Source organism: Streptomyces sp. NPDC037301, from assembly GCF_055602785.1.
Genome location: NZ_JBVJWD010000002.1, coordinates 55419 through 72257, shown reverse-complemented (window position 1 = coordinate 72257; position 16839 = coordinate 55419). Strand labels below are relative to the sequence as shown.

Sequence of the window (16839 nt, the reverse complement as noted above, 5' to 3'; positions counted from 1 at the left end):
CTGGACCGGCGGGCACGGGGCGAGCCGCACGCGGCCCGCCCCGTGGTTGTTCAGCAGTAGTCCCAACTGCCGCAGCTGACCCCGCACGCGCCCGTGTAGCAGCAGCGGCGGCACCGCTGGGCGCTGGTGCTCCACTCGGTCCAGCAGTCCGGCGGGCAGCCCGCCTCGGCTTCGGCCTTGGGCAGAATCCGCTCGATCAGGCGGCCCGCACCGGCCTTGAGTGTGCGCATGGTTCTCCTCTTCCTGTGTGGATGGGATGTGCGTACTCCGCGGTGCGACCGCGGTCCGCGGTCGCACCGGGGTTCAGGAGGCCGCCGATACCGGTTCGCGGCCGGCGGCGGAGGGAGCGGCGACAACGCCGTCCTGGTAGCTGAGGATCGTGGGGAAGGCAGGGACGCGCAGGGCGCGGAACAGTGGTGATGCCTCGGGCTCCGGTACCACCTCGTCCGCCGGTCCGACGAGTTGGGCGGTCAGGCTGCTCTCGCCGGCTTCGGCGCCGATCACCAGGGCCAGGACCCGGCCGCCTGCTGCCCGGGCCCGGTCGGCCCGTTCGGCGAAGTCGGGGAGGCTGTCGGTGCAGGACGGGCAGTCGCGGGAGAAGACGCCCAGCAGCAGCTCCCCGGAGCGGAAGTCGTCCTGGGTCAGGGTCCGGCCGCTGAGCGCGGTGGCGGTGAAGTCCGGGAGTCCGTCTCCGGATTGCGGCCCCTGGGATGCGAAGTCGTCGCGTCGGCGTACGACTTCGAGCTCCTGCCAGCGGCGCAGGATGACCACGAGCAGGACGAGGTTGAGCAGGGCGACGGCTCCGACGAGCACCAGACCGGCAATGACGTAAGGCAAGTTTCGACCCCCTGGCGCGGTTGCACGGGAGAGCAGTGTGATAGATGGGGCCTGTCGGGAGGATGCCAAGACCTTGCCAGGAACATGACGAGCTGAGCATCATTGCCGCCATGCTTGCCACGGGGTCGCATTTTCGAGTGCTCGGCAGAGTTGAGTGGACCGTAGACGGGCGCCCCAGAGCCATCGGTCGCCGCCGCGAGCGTCTGCTGCTGGGTCTGCTCCTGCTGGAGATGGGCCGGCCGCTCCCGATGGACCGGTTGATCGAGCTGCTGTCGGACGAGGACGAACGACCGCGGTCCCGGGCCGATCTGTATGTGAATGTCTGCCGGCTGCGGGCGAGCCTTCGCCAGGGCGGATGCGACGGGTCGGTGCGGCTGGTGCGGAGCGGTTCGACGTACACCCTGACCGGCGATCCGCAGCTGGTGGATCTGCACCGCTTCACTCAGCTGGTCAACCGGGCCCAGCGGGGCACCGAGCCGCAGGAGGTTTCACGACTCGCCTCGTCCGCCCTGGCCGAGTGGCGGGGGGCGGTGCTGGAGGACGTCGCATCCGAGCGGACACGCCGAGGTATCGGCACCGCTTTCGACGAACTGCTGATCTCGGCGCAACTGCTGCGTGTCGCGGCGGAGTTCAAGCTGCGTAACTACTGGTCGCTGGCCGCGGAGCTCGCGCGGCTCACCGAGGACCATCCGGAACACGAGATGCTCTTGGCCTTCCGTGCGGCCACTCTCTACGAGTGCGGCCGTCGCGCGGATGCGCTGCGAGTGCTGTCCTCGGCGCGAGCACGAATGACCGCGCGGCTGGGGTTGGATCTGAGCCGCGAGCTGCAGGATCTGCGCGAGGCGATCCTGCGGGGCAATCCCGTGGACCGCCGCATCTTCCGCTGTGGCGCCCTGGGCGCCGCGTGATGCACCACCGCATCCCCACCGGCCCGGCACGGTAGAGGTGAGCAGGGGTGATGACGGGTGACGAGGGATCAGATTCCCCGGCGCCATCCCAGCACGGGGCGCCATCTCAGCACCGCACCCCACCTGCCATACGGAGCGCCACGGCCCGACGCACCACCCGCGTGTCCGACGGCGGAGAGAGGCCACCGTCCCCTTTCAGGTCGCCAGATGCCCCACAAAGATCCCGCCCAGGATCCGGTCGTCGCGCTCGGGGACCGGCAGGGAGAAGTGCACCCGGTCGCGGTCCCACAGTCGCTTTCCGTGCCGCTCGCAACGGTAGGTGGCCCCCGTGGCCGACGTTGCGCTGTTCCCACGCCTTCGCGTTCTTCTTCGTGTTCGGGCTCTCGGGCGAGATCTCCAGGTCCAGGACCTTGAACCTGCGCATGACCTGGTTCCGGTCCCCGCCGCGCTCGGCCAGGGTCCGGGCGAAGTGGTCGTCGAGGGCCCCCGGCAGCCGCATCAGCCAGGGCAGTTCCTCGACATAGGAACCCTTGAAGTGCCGCAGGCGCAGGGAGTCGGCGAGCAGCAGCCGGGGAAAGGCGTCCTGGGTGAAGGTGAAGAAGCGCTCGGCCGGGACGCTCTCGTGGGTGTACACGCCCCGCCAGGATCCGGGCGCGTCCGCCGGGCACCGCAGGACGTGCGCCCGCACCTCGTCCTGGCCCTCCTCCGTCATCCGCGTCACAGTGAGCCATCCGGACGGCCAGTCGGGCTGTGGGACGTGGGGCGTGAGGAGGACGGACATGGCACGCCCATCGGCGGCCCGCGACAGGGCGTGGACGACGCCCCAGGAGGGCTCCCGCTCGGGACCGTCGGCTACCCGGACCGGCCGTGGCAGATCCGCCTCGGTGGGCTGGACGGCATCGAATCCCGCGACCGAGACGTGGATCACGGCACTCTCGTGGATCACGGCACTCTCAGCGGACGCTTCAATAGTGATAGCGGGCTGCGAGGAAGGGGCCAACCCCCGAAAGAGCCGACCCCACCTGACCTGCACGTTTGCCAGGCCACCAACGTGGTGTTATTTCGTCCGCTCACACGTTGAAGCGGAATGTCTGCGGGCTGAACCTGACCTGCGGCGGAGCCTCCTACAGGGCTCTAACCTGGGCTTTCCTGGTTGGCATGCGTTGGCTCCCGACGACCGTTTACGAGTGTCCTGCGGACTGACTGCGGACTGGCCGGGGGCGCCGCGGCAGAGAAATCCATGGCGCACCCGCAGAGCCTGCAACGAGACTGCGCAGGCGAGCGACTTCTACCCCTGTCCCTGCTGCGGACACCGCGTACTGGACGCGATGCCCGGCTCGTACGAGATCTGCCCCGTCTGCTTCTGGGAGGACGACGGGGTCCAGTTCCGCTGGCCGACCATGGACGGCGGAGCGAACAAGGTCTCCCTGATCGAAGCCCAGCGGAACTACCAGGACTTCGGAGCCTGCGACGAACACGGCCGGCGGTACGTCCGCCCGCCGGCCGAGGACGAGCCGCTCGACGCCGCCTGGCGTCCCATCGACCTGACGCGCGACTCCTTCGAGGACTGGGCAACCGAGGACCGCGCCCCGTGGCCCGCCGACCGCTCGGTGCTCTGCTGGTGGCTCCCCACGTTCTGGCGCCGGAACCACCCATGACCACCCACATCGAGAGACTCATCCAGCAGCTCGACGACTCGACCGGCCCGTCGGACGACACCCGCGCAGAACTGATCGGCATCGGCTCCGGCGCCATCCCCGCAGCCCTGCGCGGCCTATGCGGGGCGCGGGCCGGATGGCGTTCTGCAAGGTCTCCCGGCAGCGGTGCCGGCGCCGCCCGTGGACGACAGGCCGGCGATCACCCGAGTTCCTCCTGCGGTTCGTGGGTGTTCCAGTTCCAGCTGGTGATGGTGGTGCGCATCAGGCGGGCGGCGGTTGAGAGGTGGCTGTCGACGCCCCAGTACAGGGTGAGCGTGCGGCGGCAGTCGGGGCTGTCGACGGTGATCCAGACGAGAGGGGTGCGGGTGGCAGTACGCCGCGCGATGGCGGGGACAAGACCGACGCCAAGTCCCGCGCCGATCAGGTCAGCGATGGCGCTGGGCTCGTCGACTTCGCAGACGATCTTCGGTCTGAGGTCCCTGGCGGCGAAGAGCCGGTCGAGGAGTCGTCGTTGCCAGTGCCCCTTGCGGGCGGTGACGAGGGGCTGTTCGGCGAGTTCATCGATACTCACCGAGGTACGGCCGGCCAGCGGATGACCGAGTGGCGCGGCCACCCCCACCGCCTCATCGAGTAGCTGGATCGCCTCCAAACCATCGGCGTTGATCGGCTGTGAGGCGAGGCACAGGTCCACGTCCTGGGCCCGCAGGCGGCGGGCCATGTCCTCGGCCGGCGTCCACTTGAGTTCGACTTCGATGATGGGATGAGCTCGCTTGTAGGCCGCCAGCGGCCCGGTGAGCGTGAGGAATGTTTCCGACGCCAGTCTCACGGCGCCCACTCCCTCGCTGGTGGCCTCGGCGACGGCTCGCCTTCCCGCATCGAGCTCACCGAGGGAGCGTTCGACGTAACCGCGGAAGAGTTTGCCCGTGTCGTTCAGCCGGAGTCGGCCGGCCCGATCGAACAGTGGGGTGCCGAGTTCGCTCTCCAACCGGGCGATGGTGCGGCTCAGCGACGGTTGGGCGATGTGCAGCTCGTCGGCTGCGCGGCTGAGGTGTTCCAGCCGCGCCACCACCAGGAACTGCCTGAGTGCGTTCAGATCCATGGCCCTCCTCGTTCGCGTCCTGGACCGCGGCGGCACCGAGGTCATGCCTCCAGCGAGATAGCTGCATAGCGATATTGATCTTAGACAGAATGATTCTTTGGTCATAGCGTCGTGGGCGATCCCGAATCGAGAAGAGAGTGAGGAGTACGCCCATGGCCACCGCAGTCGACAAGTCCCACCCGACCATGCCGGTCTCCTCCGGCAGCGCGCATCGGAGAAGGCTCAGCGGGTGGGTGCTGCGGGCCGTCGTCAGCGTGCATCTGGTTGCGATCTTCGGCCAGCCGGTATTCGCCGGCTTGTTCCTGAGCGGTGACTACGACGGCCTGCGCTGGCACGAGTTCGGCGCCAACGTCACCACCTCCGTCAGCTACGTGCAGCTGATCGCGGCGATCGTGGTCTGGGTTCGGCTGCGTCAGATCTGGCCGTTCCTTGCCACGTCGGCCCTGGTGGCTGCCGAGACGGTGCAGTACTTCGCCGGGATGGAAGGCGCGCTGTGGCTGCATCTGCCACTGGGGGTGGCCACCGTCGTCGCGCTTGCCGTGGTGTTCATCACCGTATGGCGCCGGCCACTGCGGCCACGACCGCGCTCCCCGCACGAACGGGTGCAGACCATGACGGAGTCGAAGCAGGAGGGGCATGAGGGGGATGACGATGAGTGAGCAGGATGACGGCCGGTCCGGTCATGCCCGTGGAGTGACCAGGCGCCAGACGCTGGGCATCGGCGGGGCGCTCGGGCTGACGGCGGCCACCGGGCTGGCGACCGCGGCCGCGCTGGCCCGCCGCCCGTCGTTCACCGGTGACGAACTGCGCAGTGCCGTGCCGCTGCCGCCCGCGTTCCAGGTGCCGTTGCCCATTCCCGCCGTGCTGGCGCCGGTCAGCACGGCGGGCAGCGCCAACCGTTACGAGATCACCCAGCGCGAGGCGACCGTGGAGATACTGCCCGGTGTCAGGACGCCGATGTGGACGTACGGGGGCACCTTCCCGGGACCGACGATCGAGTCGCGCCGCGGTCGGCCTATCACCGTGAGGCATCGAAACGAGTTGCCGGTGCCGACGGTGGTGCACCTGCACGGTGGACGGACCCCGGCAAGCGCCGACGGATACCCGACCGATCTCGTCCTGCCCGAGGGATGGCCGGACGCCACCCGTACCGGCCAGGGCGGGCACAGCATGGGCACGCGCGACATGAGTGGGCGCGGCATGGGCGCGCACGGCAGGGACGCCATGCACGATCCGCGGGCGGTGGTGACCGGGCCGACGCGGGGCTATACGTTCCCGCTGAATCAGCGGGCGACGCTGCTCTGGTACCACGACCACCGGATGGACTTCACCGCCCCCGCGATCTGGCGTGGCCTCGCAGGACTGCACATCGTGCGCGACGATACCGAGGACGCGCTCGGCCTGCCCGCGGGGCGGCACGAACTGCCTCTCATGATCGCCGACCGTGCGTTCGCCGCCGACGGCAGCCTCGACTACCCCTCCCTCGACCCAACCCTGCGCAACCGGCCGGGTGTTCGCGAGCCCTATCTCGCTGGAGTGCTCGGTGACGTGATCCTGGTCAACGGCGCCCCGTGGCCCGTGCACGAGGTCGACGCGGCCCGGTACCGGCTGCGCATCCTGAACGCCTCGAACGCCCGGCACTACGAACTCGAAGTGCTCACCGACGACGGACGCCGGATCGATCTCGTCCAGATCGGCGCCGACCAGGGTCTGCTCGCGGCACCGGTCACCCACCGGCTCCTGCCGATGGCACCGGCCGAACGCTACGACGTGATCATCGACTTCGCCGGCGTCCCGGTCGGTGCCCGCGTCAGAGTCGTCAACCGGCTGGGCTCCGGGCGTACCCGCGACGTGATGGCCTTCCGGGTCGCACGCAAGGTCACCGACAGGAGCCGCATCCCGCGCGTGCTCTCCAGGGATCTGCCGACCTGGCGGCGGTCGGACGCCACCAGGGTGCGCGAGATCTCCTTCCGCGCCGGGCGGATGCATGGAGGCCATGGATGGCTGATCGACGGGAAGCCGTTCGACCCCGCCCGTTCCGATGTGACCGTCCGATTCGGCGATGTCGAAGTGTGGCGGCTGATCGCCGACGTCCACCACCCCGTCCACCTGCATCTGGTCGGCTTCCATGTACTCGCACGCGGCGGCGGTCGGCCATTGCGCCACGACGCGGGCCTCAAGGACACCATCTCGTTGCGGCCGGGCGAATCGGCAGAGATCATCACCCGTTTCGACGGCTACCGCGGCCGCTACCTCTTCCACTGCCACAACGCCGAACACGAGGACATGGGAATGATGGCCAACCTCGAAATCGTCTGACACCTCCACAGAAGGCCCCGCTCCCGGGACAACATCCAGCACCAAAGCACCGTCCGGCCTTCGATGGAGACGCAAAAGGGGCCCGTCTCGGATTGACGGACCCCTCTTGACCTGCGGCTTTACAGGACGCGCAATTTAGTTGAAGCTTCAATTAAACGTTGAAGCAGAATGTCTGCGGACTGATCCTGACCTGCGGCGGAGCCTCGTCCAGGGCCCTGACCTGGGACTTTCCCGTTGGGATACGTTGGCTCCCGACGGCCGTTTACGAGTGCCCTGCGGACTGGCAGTGTGCCAGTCCACAGCCAGCCCTCCCTCTACTCCACAGTGTCGGTGCTTGCCGCGGCCACCTCGATATGGGGGGTTCCGAAGGGCCGCGGCCACTCTGACCAGCTACTCAGCACCTCCCGCACACCGAGGGAACCTCAGTTACGCCGGGGCGTGGTCACCGTTTGGCGGCCAGAAAGCCGATCACGAGGATGACGAGGATGATCCATCCGCCCCCACTCGACGACTCTTCGGGTACTGGTTCCCGACGGGTTCAAACTTCTCGATCAGGTCGCCCGCGTTGGGCTTCATGCCACTGTGTGCTCGTTCGCGGTGCTCGGCGCGACGTTCTTCTGCGGCTTCTGCAGTCTCGTCATCCATGTGTGAATCACACATGTTGCATGTGTACTTGTAGCCCCAGATGATCACTTCGTTGGGGCTCTGCCCCCGCTCATCATTCACACGTGGAGGGTAGCGAGCCCGGAACAGTATGCGACGATTAATGCACCGAGAGTGATGGCTGGCACATTGAGGCGCCTTGCCGCATCTGTGCAGCGGTGAGCATCCCGCGCCTCCCGGAACCTGGCAGCACCTCAGCGACCAGGCGACTGTCGACCCGGGCGTACGTCTTCCCTCCAGCCCGTCGCTCGCCAGCCGCGACGGCGCCGGTGAGCGCATCGGCGATCCTGCGGGTGCAAGGTCGAGCCTGACGGACAACCGGATCGGTCCTGGTCTTGGAGCCTGTCGTACGGGCGAGGGGACGTATCGAACTGGACCTGTCGTGCTTAATCTTTTGACCAGCCGGCCAGGGAGACCTCGGTACCACCATTCAAGTACAGACGGAGAGCGCTGGCCGTGGTGTCGACGAAGGCTTCGGGGATGGCATTGGCGTCGACCCAACGGACCTGGGAGTGCTTGCGGAGTTCGCGGTTTTCGGGTTCGCCGGTCCATTCGTGGGTGGCGAAGACGACTGTGAGGAAGCCGTTGGGGGACTCAACGCCCCAGGCGCCGTGGATGATGTGGGCGACCTTGAGGGCCTCCGGCTTCACCGTGAGGCCAGTCTCCTCGTAGAGCTCACGGACCGCAGTCTCGGTAATGGGCTCGCCCGGCTCGCTCTTGCCAACGGGGAGGTCCCACATCCCCTGGGCGAACTTGGCGTTCTCGCTGCGTTGGAGGAGCACGACGCGGTTGGTGGCCTTGTCGTGGACGATGACGGCCGCGACCAGCAACGTCATCGAGTCGAGCGCCGGCTTGAGAGCTGGGGGGCGGTTGTCGGTCTGCTGGGCCACGGGGTTCCCTTCGTCGGGCAGGTTGTTGGGCATGTTAGGTGAGGGCCTCGCGGGCTCGGCGGGCGAGATCTGCGGCTCCGGGGACGCGGCGGCGCTGGTAGATCGCGAGCGTCGAGCGGATCGAGGTGATCGCCTTGCGGGTGCGGTCGGAGGTCATGCCCTCCATGAGGACGAGAGCCTGGGTCCAGGCGGCAACGGCTTCGTCGGCACGGGCTTGGGCGGCGAGGTTGTCGCCGAGGTCGGCGTGGGTGAGGGCGTGGACTCGCTTGTATTTCTCCGGGTCCCAGCGAGTGAGCGCGTCGCGGTGCTGTTGTTCCGTACCGATGTGGTCGGCGAGGTCGGTCAGCGTGCGTGCGGTGTGGCTTGCCACGGTGCCGGCGGCGGGGCCGCTGACGCGGGAGAAGCTGGGCTGGGGCCCGTCTTCGCGCAGGAGTGCGTCTTCGGCGGCGAGGAGAGCGCGAGCGGCCAATGGGTTCTCGCCTACGGTTGCGTAGGCGCGGGCGTGCGTGATGTGGAGGAGTGCTTCGGTCTGGCCGTCTACGTGGCCGAGGCCGCGGGCGAGCGCGCCTTTGACGAGGTCCACGCAATGGTGGGGTTGCTTGAGGCTGAGGGATTGATGGGCGAGGGCACGCATCATCCATGCGGCGTGGCCGTGGGGGTCCGCTTCGCAGGCGAGTTGATAGCCGACCTGGTAGTAGCGCTGGGCGGCGCCTTCGTGGCCGAGGTCGTGGTGTTTCCACCCTGCGAGGTAGGCGAGTTCGGCGACGGCGCCGAAGGCGGCCTGTCGTAAGGCTTCTGTGGGGAAGCGGCCTCGCAGCATGGGGGCTGCCGTGTCGGCGAGGTACGCGGTGACTGTGGTCAGGCCGTGCCCGCCGCCGAGCCGTTCGTCGGCGGCGCTGAAGGCTGCCGTGATCTGTCGTACGACGTCGATGTCGTCGCTGCCGACGAGGGAACGGGCGGTGCGGGCACGAAGCATCCGCGAGGTGGCTTCGTGGTCGTGCAGGAGCGGCATGGCCACGCCGGCCGTGGTGAACGCGGCGATGGCGAGGAAGCGGCGGCGCTCGACGTCCGCGCGACCGAGGTCGGTGACCGCGGTGACGGGGTCGGTGTCCGGTGGCGGCTCCGTGTCGGGTGGGTGGAGGCCGACCTCGGTTCGGGTGACGACGCGTCCCAGCCGCCGGGAGAGGGCTTCGGCGAGGTACTGGCCTGCCTGGCCGGACGGTGTGCGGGCACCGCCCACCCAGTGGGAGATGGCCGACTTGTTGGTCTGGAGCAGTTCGCCGTTCTCGGCGGCGATGCGGCGTACGTCCTTGGCGAGTGCGTCGTACGTGCACCCGGCGGCGTTGATCGTGTCGCGCAGGCGGGAGTTGGCGCTGGTCGGTGTCGGCACGATCGCCTCCGCTCCGGATCCGTAAACCGTGTATACCGCTTGACCTCGGTCACACCGTACCCACTCTGCGTAGCGGGCGGTTCACTTATCGACAGCCGCCCCACTTTCGGGCCGGGCGGCCCCCAAGTTCCGTACGCCCTACCGGGCTCGGGCATTCCTGTGCCCCGGCCCGGACGATCAGAGACGGAGACACGGTGACCACCATCGACACCGCGACCATCATGGTCGAGCTGCCCGAGGCGTTCGACCCGCGCTGGAACCGCCTGCCTGGCATCCACGTGGACGGCCGGCGCATCACCATCGACCCGGCCGAGTACTTCTTCCGCTTCGGGTCCAGCACCTGGCTCGTCTCCGACTGGGAGTTGGTGAAGGCCCAGCTCCTCGACGTGGACGAGACGGCCGAGAGCGCGGTCGAGCAGCTCGCGCTCGACTTCATCAAGAACCACGGCGAGTCCACCTCCGACGCGGCCCGCGTGCTGGCGACGGCGTACGGGGTGTACTCGTACCTCTTCCGCAAGGAGCACTTGGCCGGCCTCGGTCTCCCGCAGATCACCGCCGACCACCTGCGCATGCTGCGCGAGGCGGCCACGCTGATGGCGCTCAACAAGGTCGAGCTGGACGGGCACATCTCCAACGTCGGCCCGTGCTGGTTCTTCCCCGCCGCCACGTCCGTCGTCTTCGACCTGGACGACGCGACGGGCGGAATGCTGGACGAGGTGTACCACGGCGGCTGGTTCAACGAGCACCGCCGGATCGAGTCCATCAAGGCCCACGCCGCGCTCGGAGGCCGGCTCGTGCACGGCTGCCAGTCCGTGCCGGACCAGTCCGGCGGCGTCGTCGCGCCCTACGGTGCCTCGATGGCCAACTTCCGTGACGACCTGGCCGAGTTCAAGGCGGGCTGGATCGAGCAGGTCTACGCCCACCGCGTGACCGCAGCGGAGTAATCCACCCAGTACGGCTCCGGGGCGGGCCAGCTCGCGCGCGCCAGCCCCGGAGCCCACCAGCCCCTGGAGACCCTCATGGATCAGAGCCTGTCCGTCACCCTGCTTAACGACCTGTGCACCCTCGTCGGCAAGCCCCTCCCCGAGCGTGCCGAGATTCGTGTCTGGGGCATGTCCGGCGTCGAACGCGTCACCTTCCCCGACGGCACCACGGCCGTTTTCAAGTACGCCAAGGAGCCCTTCGACCGCGAAGCCCAGGCCCTGCGGGGGGCATACCAGCGCGGGCTCCCGGTCCCCGCGCTCCACGCCACCGCCATGCAGGACAAGTGGATCGGGATGCTCATGGACGACCTCGGCACCCCCGTACGGGATGCAGACGACCTCGACGGCGTCGCCGCCGCCGTCATGCTCCACGCCGCCCGCCCGGCGGGCGGTCTGCCCCTCCTCGACGGTGCGGGCCTCTCTGCCCTGCCCGGCCGAGCCCTCGATCACCTCCAACGGCTGCGGAAAACCGACCGATGGACGGACTGCGACGATATCGAGACCGCACTGGGGAAGATCTCCGCCGCGGCCGAGGCGCGTGTCCAGGGGGCGACGCTCGACCCGTTCGGCTGGGTGCACTCCGAGTTCCACCCCACGAGCGTCCACATCGGGGAGAACGGCTGGCACCTCCTCGACTTCGCACGCGCCTTCACCGGACCCGGCCTGATCGACCTCGCCTCTTACCACGGCACCACCGACGTGCCGAGCCCCTTCCGACTGCGGGTGTTCCTGGAGCAGTACGTCACCGCAGGCGGTCATGAGGACGCCCTCGCAGCCCGGGGCGGCCTGGCAGCCGAGGCATGGGCACTGGGCTGGCATCGCATGTGGGCCGTGGAGTGGTTCATGGAGCAGGCCATCCGCTGGATCAACGACCCGGCCAAGGACCCCGCGTACATCCCCGTTGTCCGCCGCCACCTGAACGACGTGGTCCAACTCCTGGAGGTCTAGGTGCTCGCCCAGGTCTCCCCTTGGTACGCCCACGCGGCCCAGCGCACGGCCGCTGCCCCCGCGCACGCCCTCACCGCGCCTGCCCGGATGGAGTGGAGCACCCACGCGGGCATCGGTCCCGGCGCCGAGATCCTGGGCCGGGACCTGTGCGGCAAGCACGTCCTGGAGCTGGGCTGCGGCCCCGGCCACAACGTTGCCCACCTCGCGAAGTACCACCAGGCCCGCGTCACCGGGGTGGACCTGGTCGGCCTCCAGGTACGCCGGGCCCGCTCCCACTACGGCCACATCGACGGCGCCACGTTCGCCGCCGGTCACGCACTGCACCACCTGCAGGCCACCGGCCGGACCTTCGACGCGATCCGCTCCGTCTTCGGCGCCGTTGGCCTCGTCGCCCCCGAGCTACTCCTCGCCGCCATTTCCCGAAGCCTGAAACCGGGTGGTGTCCTGGCCTTCTCCGTCCCTCACCCGGCACGGGCCGGAAGACATCCATCCACGGACGACCGTCCGCGCGAGGACTACGTCACCATGCCCGACCGCACCCGACTGCCCCTCGCTCGATGGGAGTTCGACGCCCGCCGATGGGGAGTTCACCTCTCCCGGGCGGGCCTGCGCGCCACCTCGGCGGTGGAGCTGCGGCACCCGCGCCGCGATCCGTGGCCCACCACCCTCCTGATCACCGCCCGCAAAAGCTGACCACCGGAGGAAATGATGCCCCTGCCCTACTTGCTCCTGGACATCGACGGCGTCCTCATCCCATTCCCGGCCGCCGACGGCAGCACCCCGCCCACCCACGTCCGCCACACCGTCCTGCCCGCCGGCCGGCACCCCGACGACCCCGTGCCCATCTGGCTCGACCCGAGCCACGGCGGCATTCTCAGCGGCCTCTTGACCAGCGGGCTCGTCACCCCCGTGTGGTGCACGAGTTGGCGCAGGGACGCCACCACGATCATCGGCCCTCTCCTGGGGCTGCCCGACTTCCCATACCTCGACCTGCCTCGCCCCCAGATCACCACCAGCCACCCCGACGGCTACCTCTGGAAACGCGACCACGTCGACACCTGGCTCGGCAGAGCTCCCGCCGTCTGGATCGACGACGACTTCACCAGCCTTGACCACGCCTGGGCGGCGGAGCGCACCGCCGAGGGAGCGCCGACCCTCATCGTTCAGCCCGACCCACATCTCGGGCTGCAACCTGAGCACCTGACCGAACTCACGACATGGGCCTCGCAGTTACCCACAGCCCGCGCTGTCTGACGACTGATGCCCTCGCTGTCGCGAGCAGCGAGGGCATCAGAGTGTTGCTCGAGCGTGAGCCGTCTGCGGTCTGTGGCAGGGATCGGCACCCCTGATGTCGGAGTCGGCTGGAACACTGCGGCCGTGATCAACGAAACCCCGGACCTTCCCTATTCTCCCGCCAGCTCCCTGCCACCCGCAGCGCAGGCCGAGCTCGCCGGCACCGCCTGGGAGGAGCTGCCGCACTTCTGCACGGGCCGACACGGCGTGCCCGACACACCGGACATCCTCGGTGCGGTGCTCGCCACCGACCCGGCCCGCCGGGTGCGGGCGGTCGGAGATCTGTACCGGCTGCTCCTCAATCAGGCGCGGGTGTTTCCAGCAACCGCCCCGGCGGCCCTGGTCGTCGCTAGTCTTCTCGACGATCCGCGCACTCTCGCCGAAGACCGGTGGGAGCGCAGGGCAGGCCGCCGACCGCTCCGCGCCGAACTGCTGAATTGGCTGGCTTCATTCGCCGACATCGCCCGCCTGAACGTCGAGGACGGTATCGGGGCGGCGCAGGATCTGGCCGCCGCCCGTGCAGCACGGCCAATACTCCACGACCGCATCGCGGATTTCTGCGACGCCGATGATCCACTGGTGGGGGAGGCCGCGCTCGCGGCCACCGCCCTGCTCCTGGCCGACCCCGCCCTCGCCTCGTCCGTCCCCCGGTACGCACCCGCCGCTCGTGCGGTCCTTGCCGTGAGCGCAGACTCGCACTACCGGTGGATCGCTCGGGAGCGCCTGGCGGCCTGGGGCGAGAACGTCACCGGTCTCGTCGCCGCAGAGAAGGAACACCTCGCCGCCCTGGACCAGGCACATGCTCTGGCGGAGGACCCCTTCGGGGAGGGCCAGGAGCAGGCGATCCGCTGGCTTGAAGAGCAACCCGAGGACACTGCGGCTCCGGAACGACTCGGCCGCCGGCGTGAGGACCGGACCGCGCCCCCACAAGCGGCTGCTCCGCACGAGCCGGCACCGGAGCAGCCCGTGGCCACTTCGGGGAGCGAGACGGGGTACCGCGGCCCGTGGCGAATCACCAGGGAGGAGGAGCGCGCCGAGTGGACGTTCACTCCGTACGTAGGAGTCGGCCCCCTGCACTTCGGGATGACCTTGGAGGAGATCACCAGTGCCCTCGGCGAAGGACCGGCAGTCTCGTCCTACTCCCATCACGGCGAAGACCAACAGCTCGACTACACCGACTTCGCCGAGAGTGGGGTCAGAGCCCTCTTCTATGAAGGCCGCCTGGGGTGTGTCGCCGTGGACGCCCTCACCGGCCCCCAGGTGAGACTGGACGCGGCCCCGCTGACCGGCTGCGCGCCTTCCCACGTGGAGGACTGGCTCATCCACCGCACGACACTGCGGCCCGGCAGCCTGATGTACAGCCCCGCCGCCGATCCGGTCTTCGCCGAGCTCGGCCTGGCGATCCGGCCCCAGCGAGCTGGCGACGTCGTCCTGTCCCGACCGCTCTTCCTGCTCCATGACTGGCTCGACCTGTGGCACTCGCTGCCCAGCGAAGAGTGGAACTACTCCTAAAAGGGCGTGGCGAGAGCATCTGCCCTGGCCGTCAGTGGTGCCGAGTACGTTCTTCGGGCTTCATGGCCATTGGCGTGGCTGAGAGGTGTGGCGCGGCGGGCATGGACGATGTGCCGGTGACGGTGCTTCGCCTGCGTGCTGCCTGAACGCGCTTGCCCGGCTGAGCCATGATGCGCCAGTTGAGGACCTCGGCGGGGTACTCCGCGCTGTCGAGTTCCCGCTGGGTGCCCACTTCGGCCAAGAGGCGTCGGAGGTTGTGGCCGGCGGTTTCGGCGTGGGCGAGGGTTGTGGTCAGGGCAGTCCAAGTGGGGTCGGCGAGTATCCGGTCGGCGTGGTCGGGGAGGGCCGCGCGAACGTCCTGCTCGAAGCGGTGGGCGGTTGCGGCTCGTGGTGCGCGGTGGGCCAAGTCCGCCAGGACGGGTGCGGCGGCCTGCTGGTAGCCGGCCTGGAGGTGGCGGAAGGCTTCGTCGGCTGCTGCGGCCTGCTGTTCGTGGCCGCGCTGTTCGTGCCACTTGGCGGCTGCGCGCGCCAGGTGCACGGTAGCGAAGAGCAGGGCGATGGCGAGTCCGCCGGGTTCATTGGAGGCGTAGGCGAGTTCCTTGGCGGCTTGGCGCAGGGCGGTGGCCGCGTCGTGGTCGGCGCGAGTGGCGGATCGGCGGGCGCGGTTGAACGCCGAGGCCGCTGCGCGTAGCTCTGCTCGGTGCGGGCCGGGTGTGGCGCTGGCGATGTTGTAGAGGGCTTCTCCGAAGGCGGCGAGGTGGCCTTGGGCGGCGGCATCGTCGTCGGAATCGAGGGTGGTCCGTGCCTTGAACATGGCGGCGGTGGCGTGCTGCCACTGCTCGGCAGGGTCCGCCGCATACCGGGGGTGGTCGGCTACCTCCTGGTCGGGGAGGCGTTCGCGGAGGCGGTTGATCGAGAGATCGGGTGCGAGCTTCGAGCCGCCGTACCAGACCGGTTCGCCGGCACTGTTCGTGTCGCCGGGTGCGGCGAGGCTGTAGCCGATCACGTCACCGCTCTCGGGGCCGAGGCGCGTCTTGACCTTGATGCCGAGGGACTGCAGCACGGTGAAGTAGTCGGCCTCGGTGTGCACGGCGGCGGCGACCGCGTACGCCCGCTCGCGCAGCCACTGCCATGCGGTCACCGTCTGGCCCTGGCGCTCGGCCTTGGCGCGTTCGGCGCCGGTGGGGTTCGGGGGGCCGTGAGGTCACCGGACTTCAAACGGCGTAGGCCGAACTCGGTCTCGATCCTGCGGCACTCCGCCTGGGCCCGACGGCCGTCCTGGTGGGTGCGTGGGCGGCGTCCGTCGGCGCGGACGGTGGTGGCCATGATGTGGATGTGGTCGTCGGCGTGACGGACCGCGATCCATCGGCATGCCCTCTCGTCACCCTCGGGGGCGATGCCCGTTGCGTGCACGACGCGGCGGGCGACCTCGGCCCACTCGGCGTCGGTGAGGTAGCGGTCACCGGGCGCGGTGCGGACCGGGCAGTGCCAGACGTGCTGCGGTGGCTTCTTGCCGCCCAGCTCGCGGGTGCGGAGCTCGACGTGGTGGTCGAGTCGCCTGGCGAGCTGGGAGTAAGTGGCTGCCGAGTCGCGGCCGGGGTCCGGGGCGCCGGCCATGTCCCAGGCGGCGACGATGTGGGGATTGGTGTGCTCATCGCGGCGGCCGGGACCGAAGAGGTAGGCGATCAGCCCGCGGCTGTCGGAACCGGTGGAGATGTCAGGAACCATGAGCCGTGCCGTCCGCCAGGAGTTGGTCGATGAGATGGAAACTGTTCTGTGCTGCTTGCTCGACGCGGTCCAGAACCGCCTCGGCATGCTCGGGCACGGTTCCTCGATTGATGGCTGCGGTGATCTGGTTGAGTTTGCCGCCAATGCGGTTCAGCGCGACCGTGTGCGCCTCGACGGCCTCGATCAGCGGGCGCAGAGGATCATCCTCCGGACTGCCGACCATCCCCGCCTTGCCCTGCGCAGCAGCCAGGGCCGCGTCCCCGACAAACCCGGCGAACCTCTGACCGCGCTGGTGAGCGGCGGCGCTGATCACCTGGACCGCGGTGCGCGTGAAGCGGATGGTCTTCTCCTGGTCGCGCTTCTCCACGGTGCGCTTGCGGTTCATCTGCGCGGGCAGGACGGGGGCGTCGAGATCCCGCCAGGAGGGCTGCTCGACGAGCGATGGGACATCGGCCGGGGGATTGCGGGGACCTACGGAGTCGGCTGCGGGCTGGCAGGAGCCCTCAGCCACCCCCTCCTCCAGCTCGGGCGCCCCCTGGCGCTCGGCCTTGTCCTCCGCCACCCCTGGGGTGGGGGCAAGCGCGGACGAAGCCTCGTTAGAGGCTCGTTCG

At 69.2% G+C, this 16839-nt stretch carries 17 protein-coding genes and 1 pseudogene; 9 read left to right on the top strand and 9 right to left on the bottom strand.

All coding sequences use genetic code 11. The annotated features are described in order from the left end of the window. Positions 1-50 precede the first annotated feature (50 nt). Complete coding sequence (locus tag ACZ7IB_RS03620; RefSeq protein WP_327273156.1) at positions 51-230, bottom strand: hypothetical protein; 180 nt, start codon at positions 228-230, stop codon at positions 51-53. 73 nt (positions 231-303) lie between these two features. Then, positions 304-837 carry a redoxin domain-containing protein gene (locus tag ACZ7IB_RS03615; RefSeq protein ID WP_470908851.1) on the bottom strand — a complete coding sequence of 178 codons (534 nt, stop codon included), beginning with the start codon at positions 835-837 and terminating at the stop codon, positions 304-306. A gap of 110 nt (positions 838-947) precedes the next feature. Between ACZ7IB_RS03615 and ACZ7IB_RS03610 the strand changes: the two genes are divergently transcribed. Then, positions 948-1745, top strand: coding sequence for an AfsR/SARP family transcriptional regulator (locus ACZ7IB_RS03610; protein ID WP_470908850.1), 798 nt, complete (start codon positions 948-950; stop codon positions 1743-1745). A gap of 106 nt (positions 1746-1851) precedes the next feature. Here ACZ7IB_RS03610 and ACZ7IB_RS03605 read toward each other — a convergent pair whose 3' ends face one another. Beyond that, positions 1852-2691: a hypothetical protein gene (locus tag ACZ7IB_RS03605; protein ID WP_470909543.1), complete on the bottom strand. Its 840-nt coding sequence runs from the start codon at positions 2689-2691 to the stop codon at positions 1852-1854. Here ACZ7IB_RS03605 and ACZ7IB_RS03600 point away from each other — a divergent pair. Continuing rightward, positions 2630-3403 carry a CPCC family cysteine-rich protein gene (locus ACZ7IB_RS03600; protein WP_470909498.1) on the top strand — a complete coding sequence of 258 codons (774 nt, stop codon included), beginning with the start codon at positions 2630-2632 and terminating at the stop codon, positions 3401-3403. The two genes, ACZ7IB_RS03605 and ACZ7IB_RS03600, sit on opposite strands and share 62 nt — an antisense overlap. Positions 3404-3602: 199 nt before the next feature. Here the strand turns inward: ACZ7IB_RS03600 and ACZ7IB_RS03595 are convergent, their stop codons facing one another. Further along, the gene (locus tag ACZ7IB_RS03595; protein WP_266800506.1) at positions 3603-4502 is read right to left on the bottom strand and encodes a LysR substrate-binding domain-containing protein; all 900 of its coding nucleotides are present in this window, start codon (positions 4500-4502) and stop codon (positions 3603-3605) included. Between the two features lie 152 nt (positions 4503-4654). On the opposite strand from ACZ7IB_RS03595, the gene ACZ7IB_RS03590 reads away from it, so the two are divergent. Both ACZ7IB_RS03590 and ACZ7IB_RS03585 read left to right on the top strand, forming a co-directional pair. Beyond that, the gene (locus ACZ7IB_RS03590; RefSeq protein ID WP_393697206.1) at positions 4655-5161 is read left to right on the top strand and encodes a hypothetical protein; all 507 of its coding nucleotides are present in this window, start codon (positions 4655-4657) and stop codon (positions 5159-5161) included. Continuing rightward, a complete protein-coding gene (locus ACZ7IB_RS03585) occupies positions 5154-6821 on the top strand; it encodes a multicopper oxidase family protein (protein ID WP_266800510.1) in 1668 nt (555 codons plus the stop codon). Before ACZ7IB_RS03590 ends, ACZ7IB_RS03585 begins: the two co-directional genes overlap by 8 nt. A 468-nt stretch (positions 6822-7289) precedes the next feature. Here the strand turns inward: ACZ7IB_RS03585 and ACZ7IB_RS03580 are convergent, their stop codons facing one another. The 3 genes from ACZ7IB_RS03580 to ACZ7IB_RS03570 all read right to left on the bottom strand — a co-directional run bounded on the left by ACZ7IB_RS03580 (position 7290) and on the right by ACZ7IB_RS03570 (position 9764). Beyond that, entirely contained in the window at positions 7290-7547 is a 258-nt protein-coding gene (locus ACZ7IB_RS03580) for a hypothetical protein (RefSeq protein ID WP_405684853.1), read from the bottom strand. Between the two features lie 323 nt (positions 7548-7870). Then, positions 7871-8407: an NUDIX domain-containing protein gene (locus ACZ7IB_RS03575; protein ID WP_405684855.1), complete on the bottom strand. Its 537-nt coding sequence runs from the start codon at positions 8405-8407 to the stop codon at positions 7871-7873. 1 nt (position 8408) lies between these two features. After that, the gene (locus tag ACZ7IB_RS03570; protein ID WP_470908847.1) at positions 8409-9764 is read right to left on the bottom strand and encodes a tetratricopeptide repeat protein; all 1356 of its coding nucleotides are present in this window, start codon (positions 9762-9764) and stop codon (positions 8409-8411) included. Positions 9765-9958: 194 nt separating this feature from the next. Here ACZ7IB_RS03570 and ACZ7IB_RS03565 point away from each other — a divergent pair, with 194 nt between their 5' ends. From ACZ7IB_RS03565 to ACZ7IB_RS03545, 5 genes are all read left to right on the top strand, one after another. Further along, positions 9959-10708: a hypothetical protein gene (locus tag ACZ7IB_RS03565; RefSeq protein WP_470908845.1), complete on the top strand. Its 750-nt coding sequence runs from the start codon at positions 9959-9961 to the stop codon at positions 10706-10708. Positions 10709-10783: 75 nt separating this feature from the next. Then, on the top strand, positions 10784-11695 hold the full coding sequence (locus ACZ7IB_RS03560) for a phosphotransferase family protein (protein WP_470908843.1): 912 nt from the start codon (positions 10784-10786) through the stop codon (positions 11693-11695). Next, positions 11696-12388: a class I SAM-dependent methyltransferase gene (locus tag ACZ7IB_RS03555; protein ID WP_470908841.1), complete on the top strand. Its 693-nt coding sequence runs from the start codon at positions 11696-11698 to the stop codon at positions 12386-12388. Between the two features lie 15 nt (positions 12389-12403). Beyond that, on the top strand, positions 12404-12949 hold the full coding sequence (locus tag ACZ7IB_RS03550) for an HAD domain-containing protein (protein WP_405691851.1): 546 nt from the start codon (positions 12404-12406) through the stop codon (positions 12947-12949). 123 nt (positions 12950-13072) lie between these two features. Further along, a complete protein-coding gene (locus ACZ7IB_RS03545) occupies positions 13073-14500 on the top strand; it encodes a hypothetical protein (protein WP_470908839.1) in 1428 nt (475 codons plus the stop codon). A 31-nt stretch (positions 14501-14531) separates the two neighbouring features. Here the strand turns inward: ACZ7IB_RS03545 and ACZ7IB_RS03540 are convergent. After that, positions 14532-16228 (bottom strand): annotated as a pseudogene (locus ACZ7IB_RS03540) (relaxase/mobilization nuclease domain-containing protein). Beyond that, positions 16218-16790 (bottom strand): hypothetical protein, encoded by a 573-nt coding sequence (locus ACZ7IB_RS03535; RefSeq protein ID WP_470909496.1) that lies wholly within the window; start codon positions 16788-16790, stop codon positions 16218-16220. Before ACZ7IB_RS03535 ends, ACZ7IB_RS03540 begins: the two are co-directional and overlap by 11 nt. Positions 16791-16839: the final 49 nt, after the last annotated feature.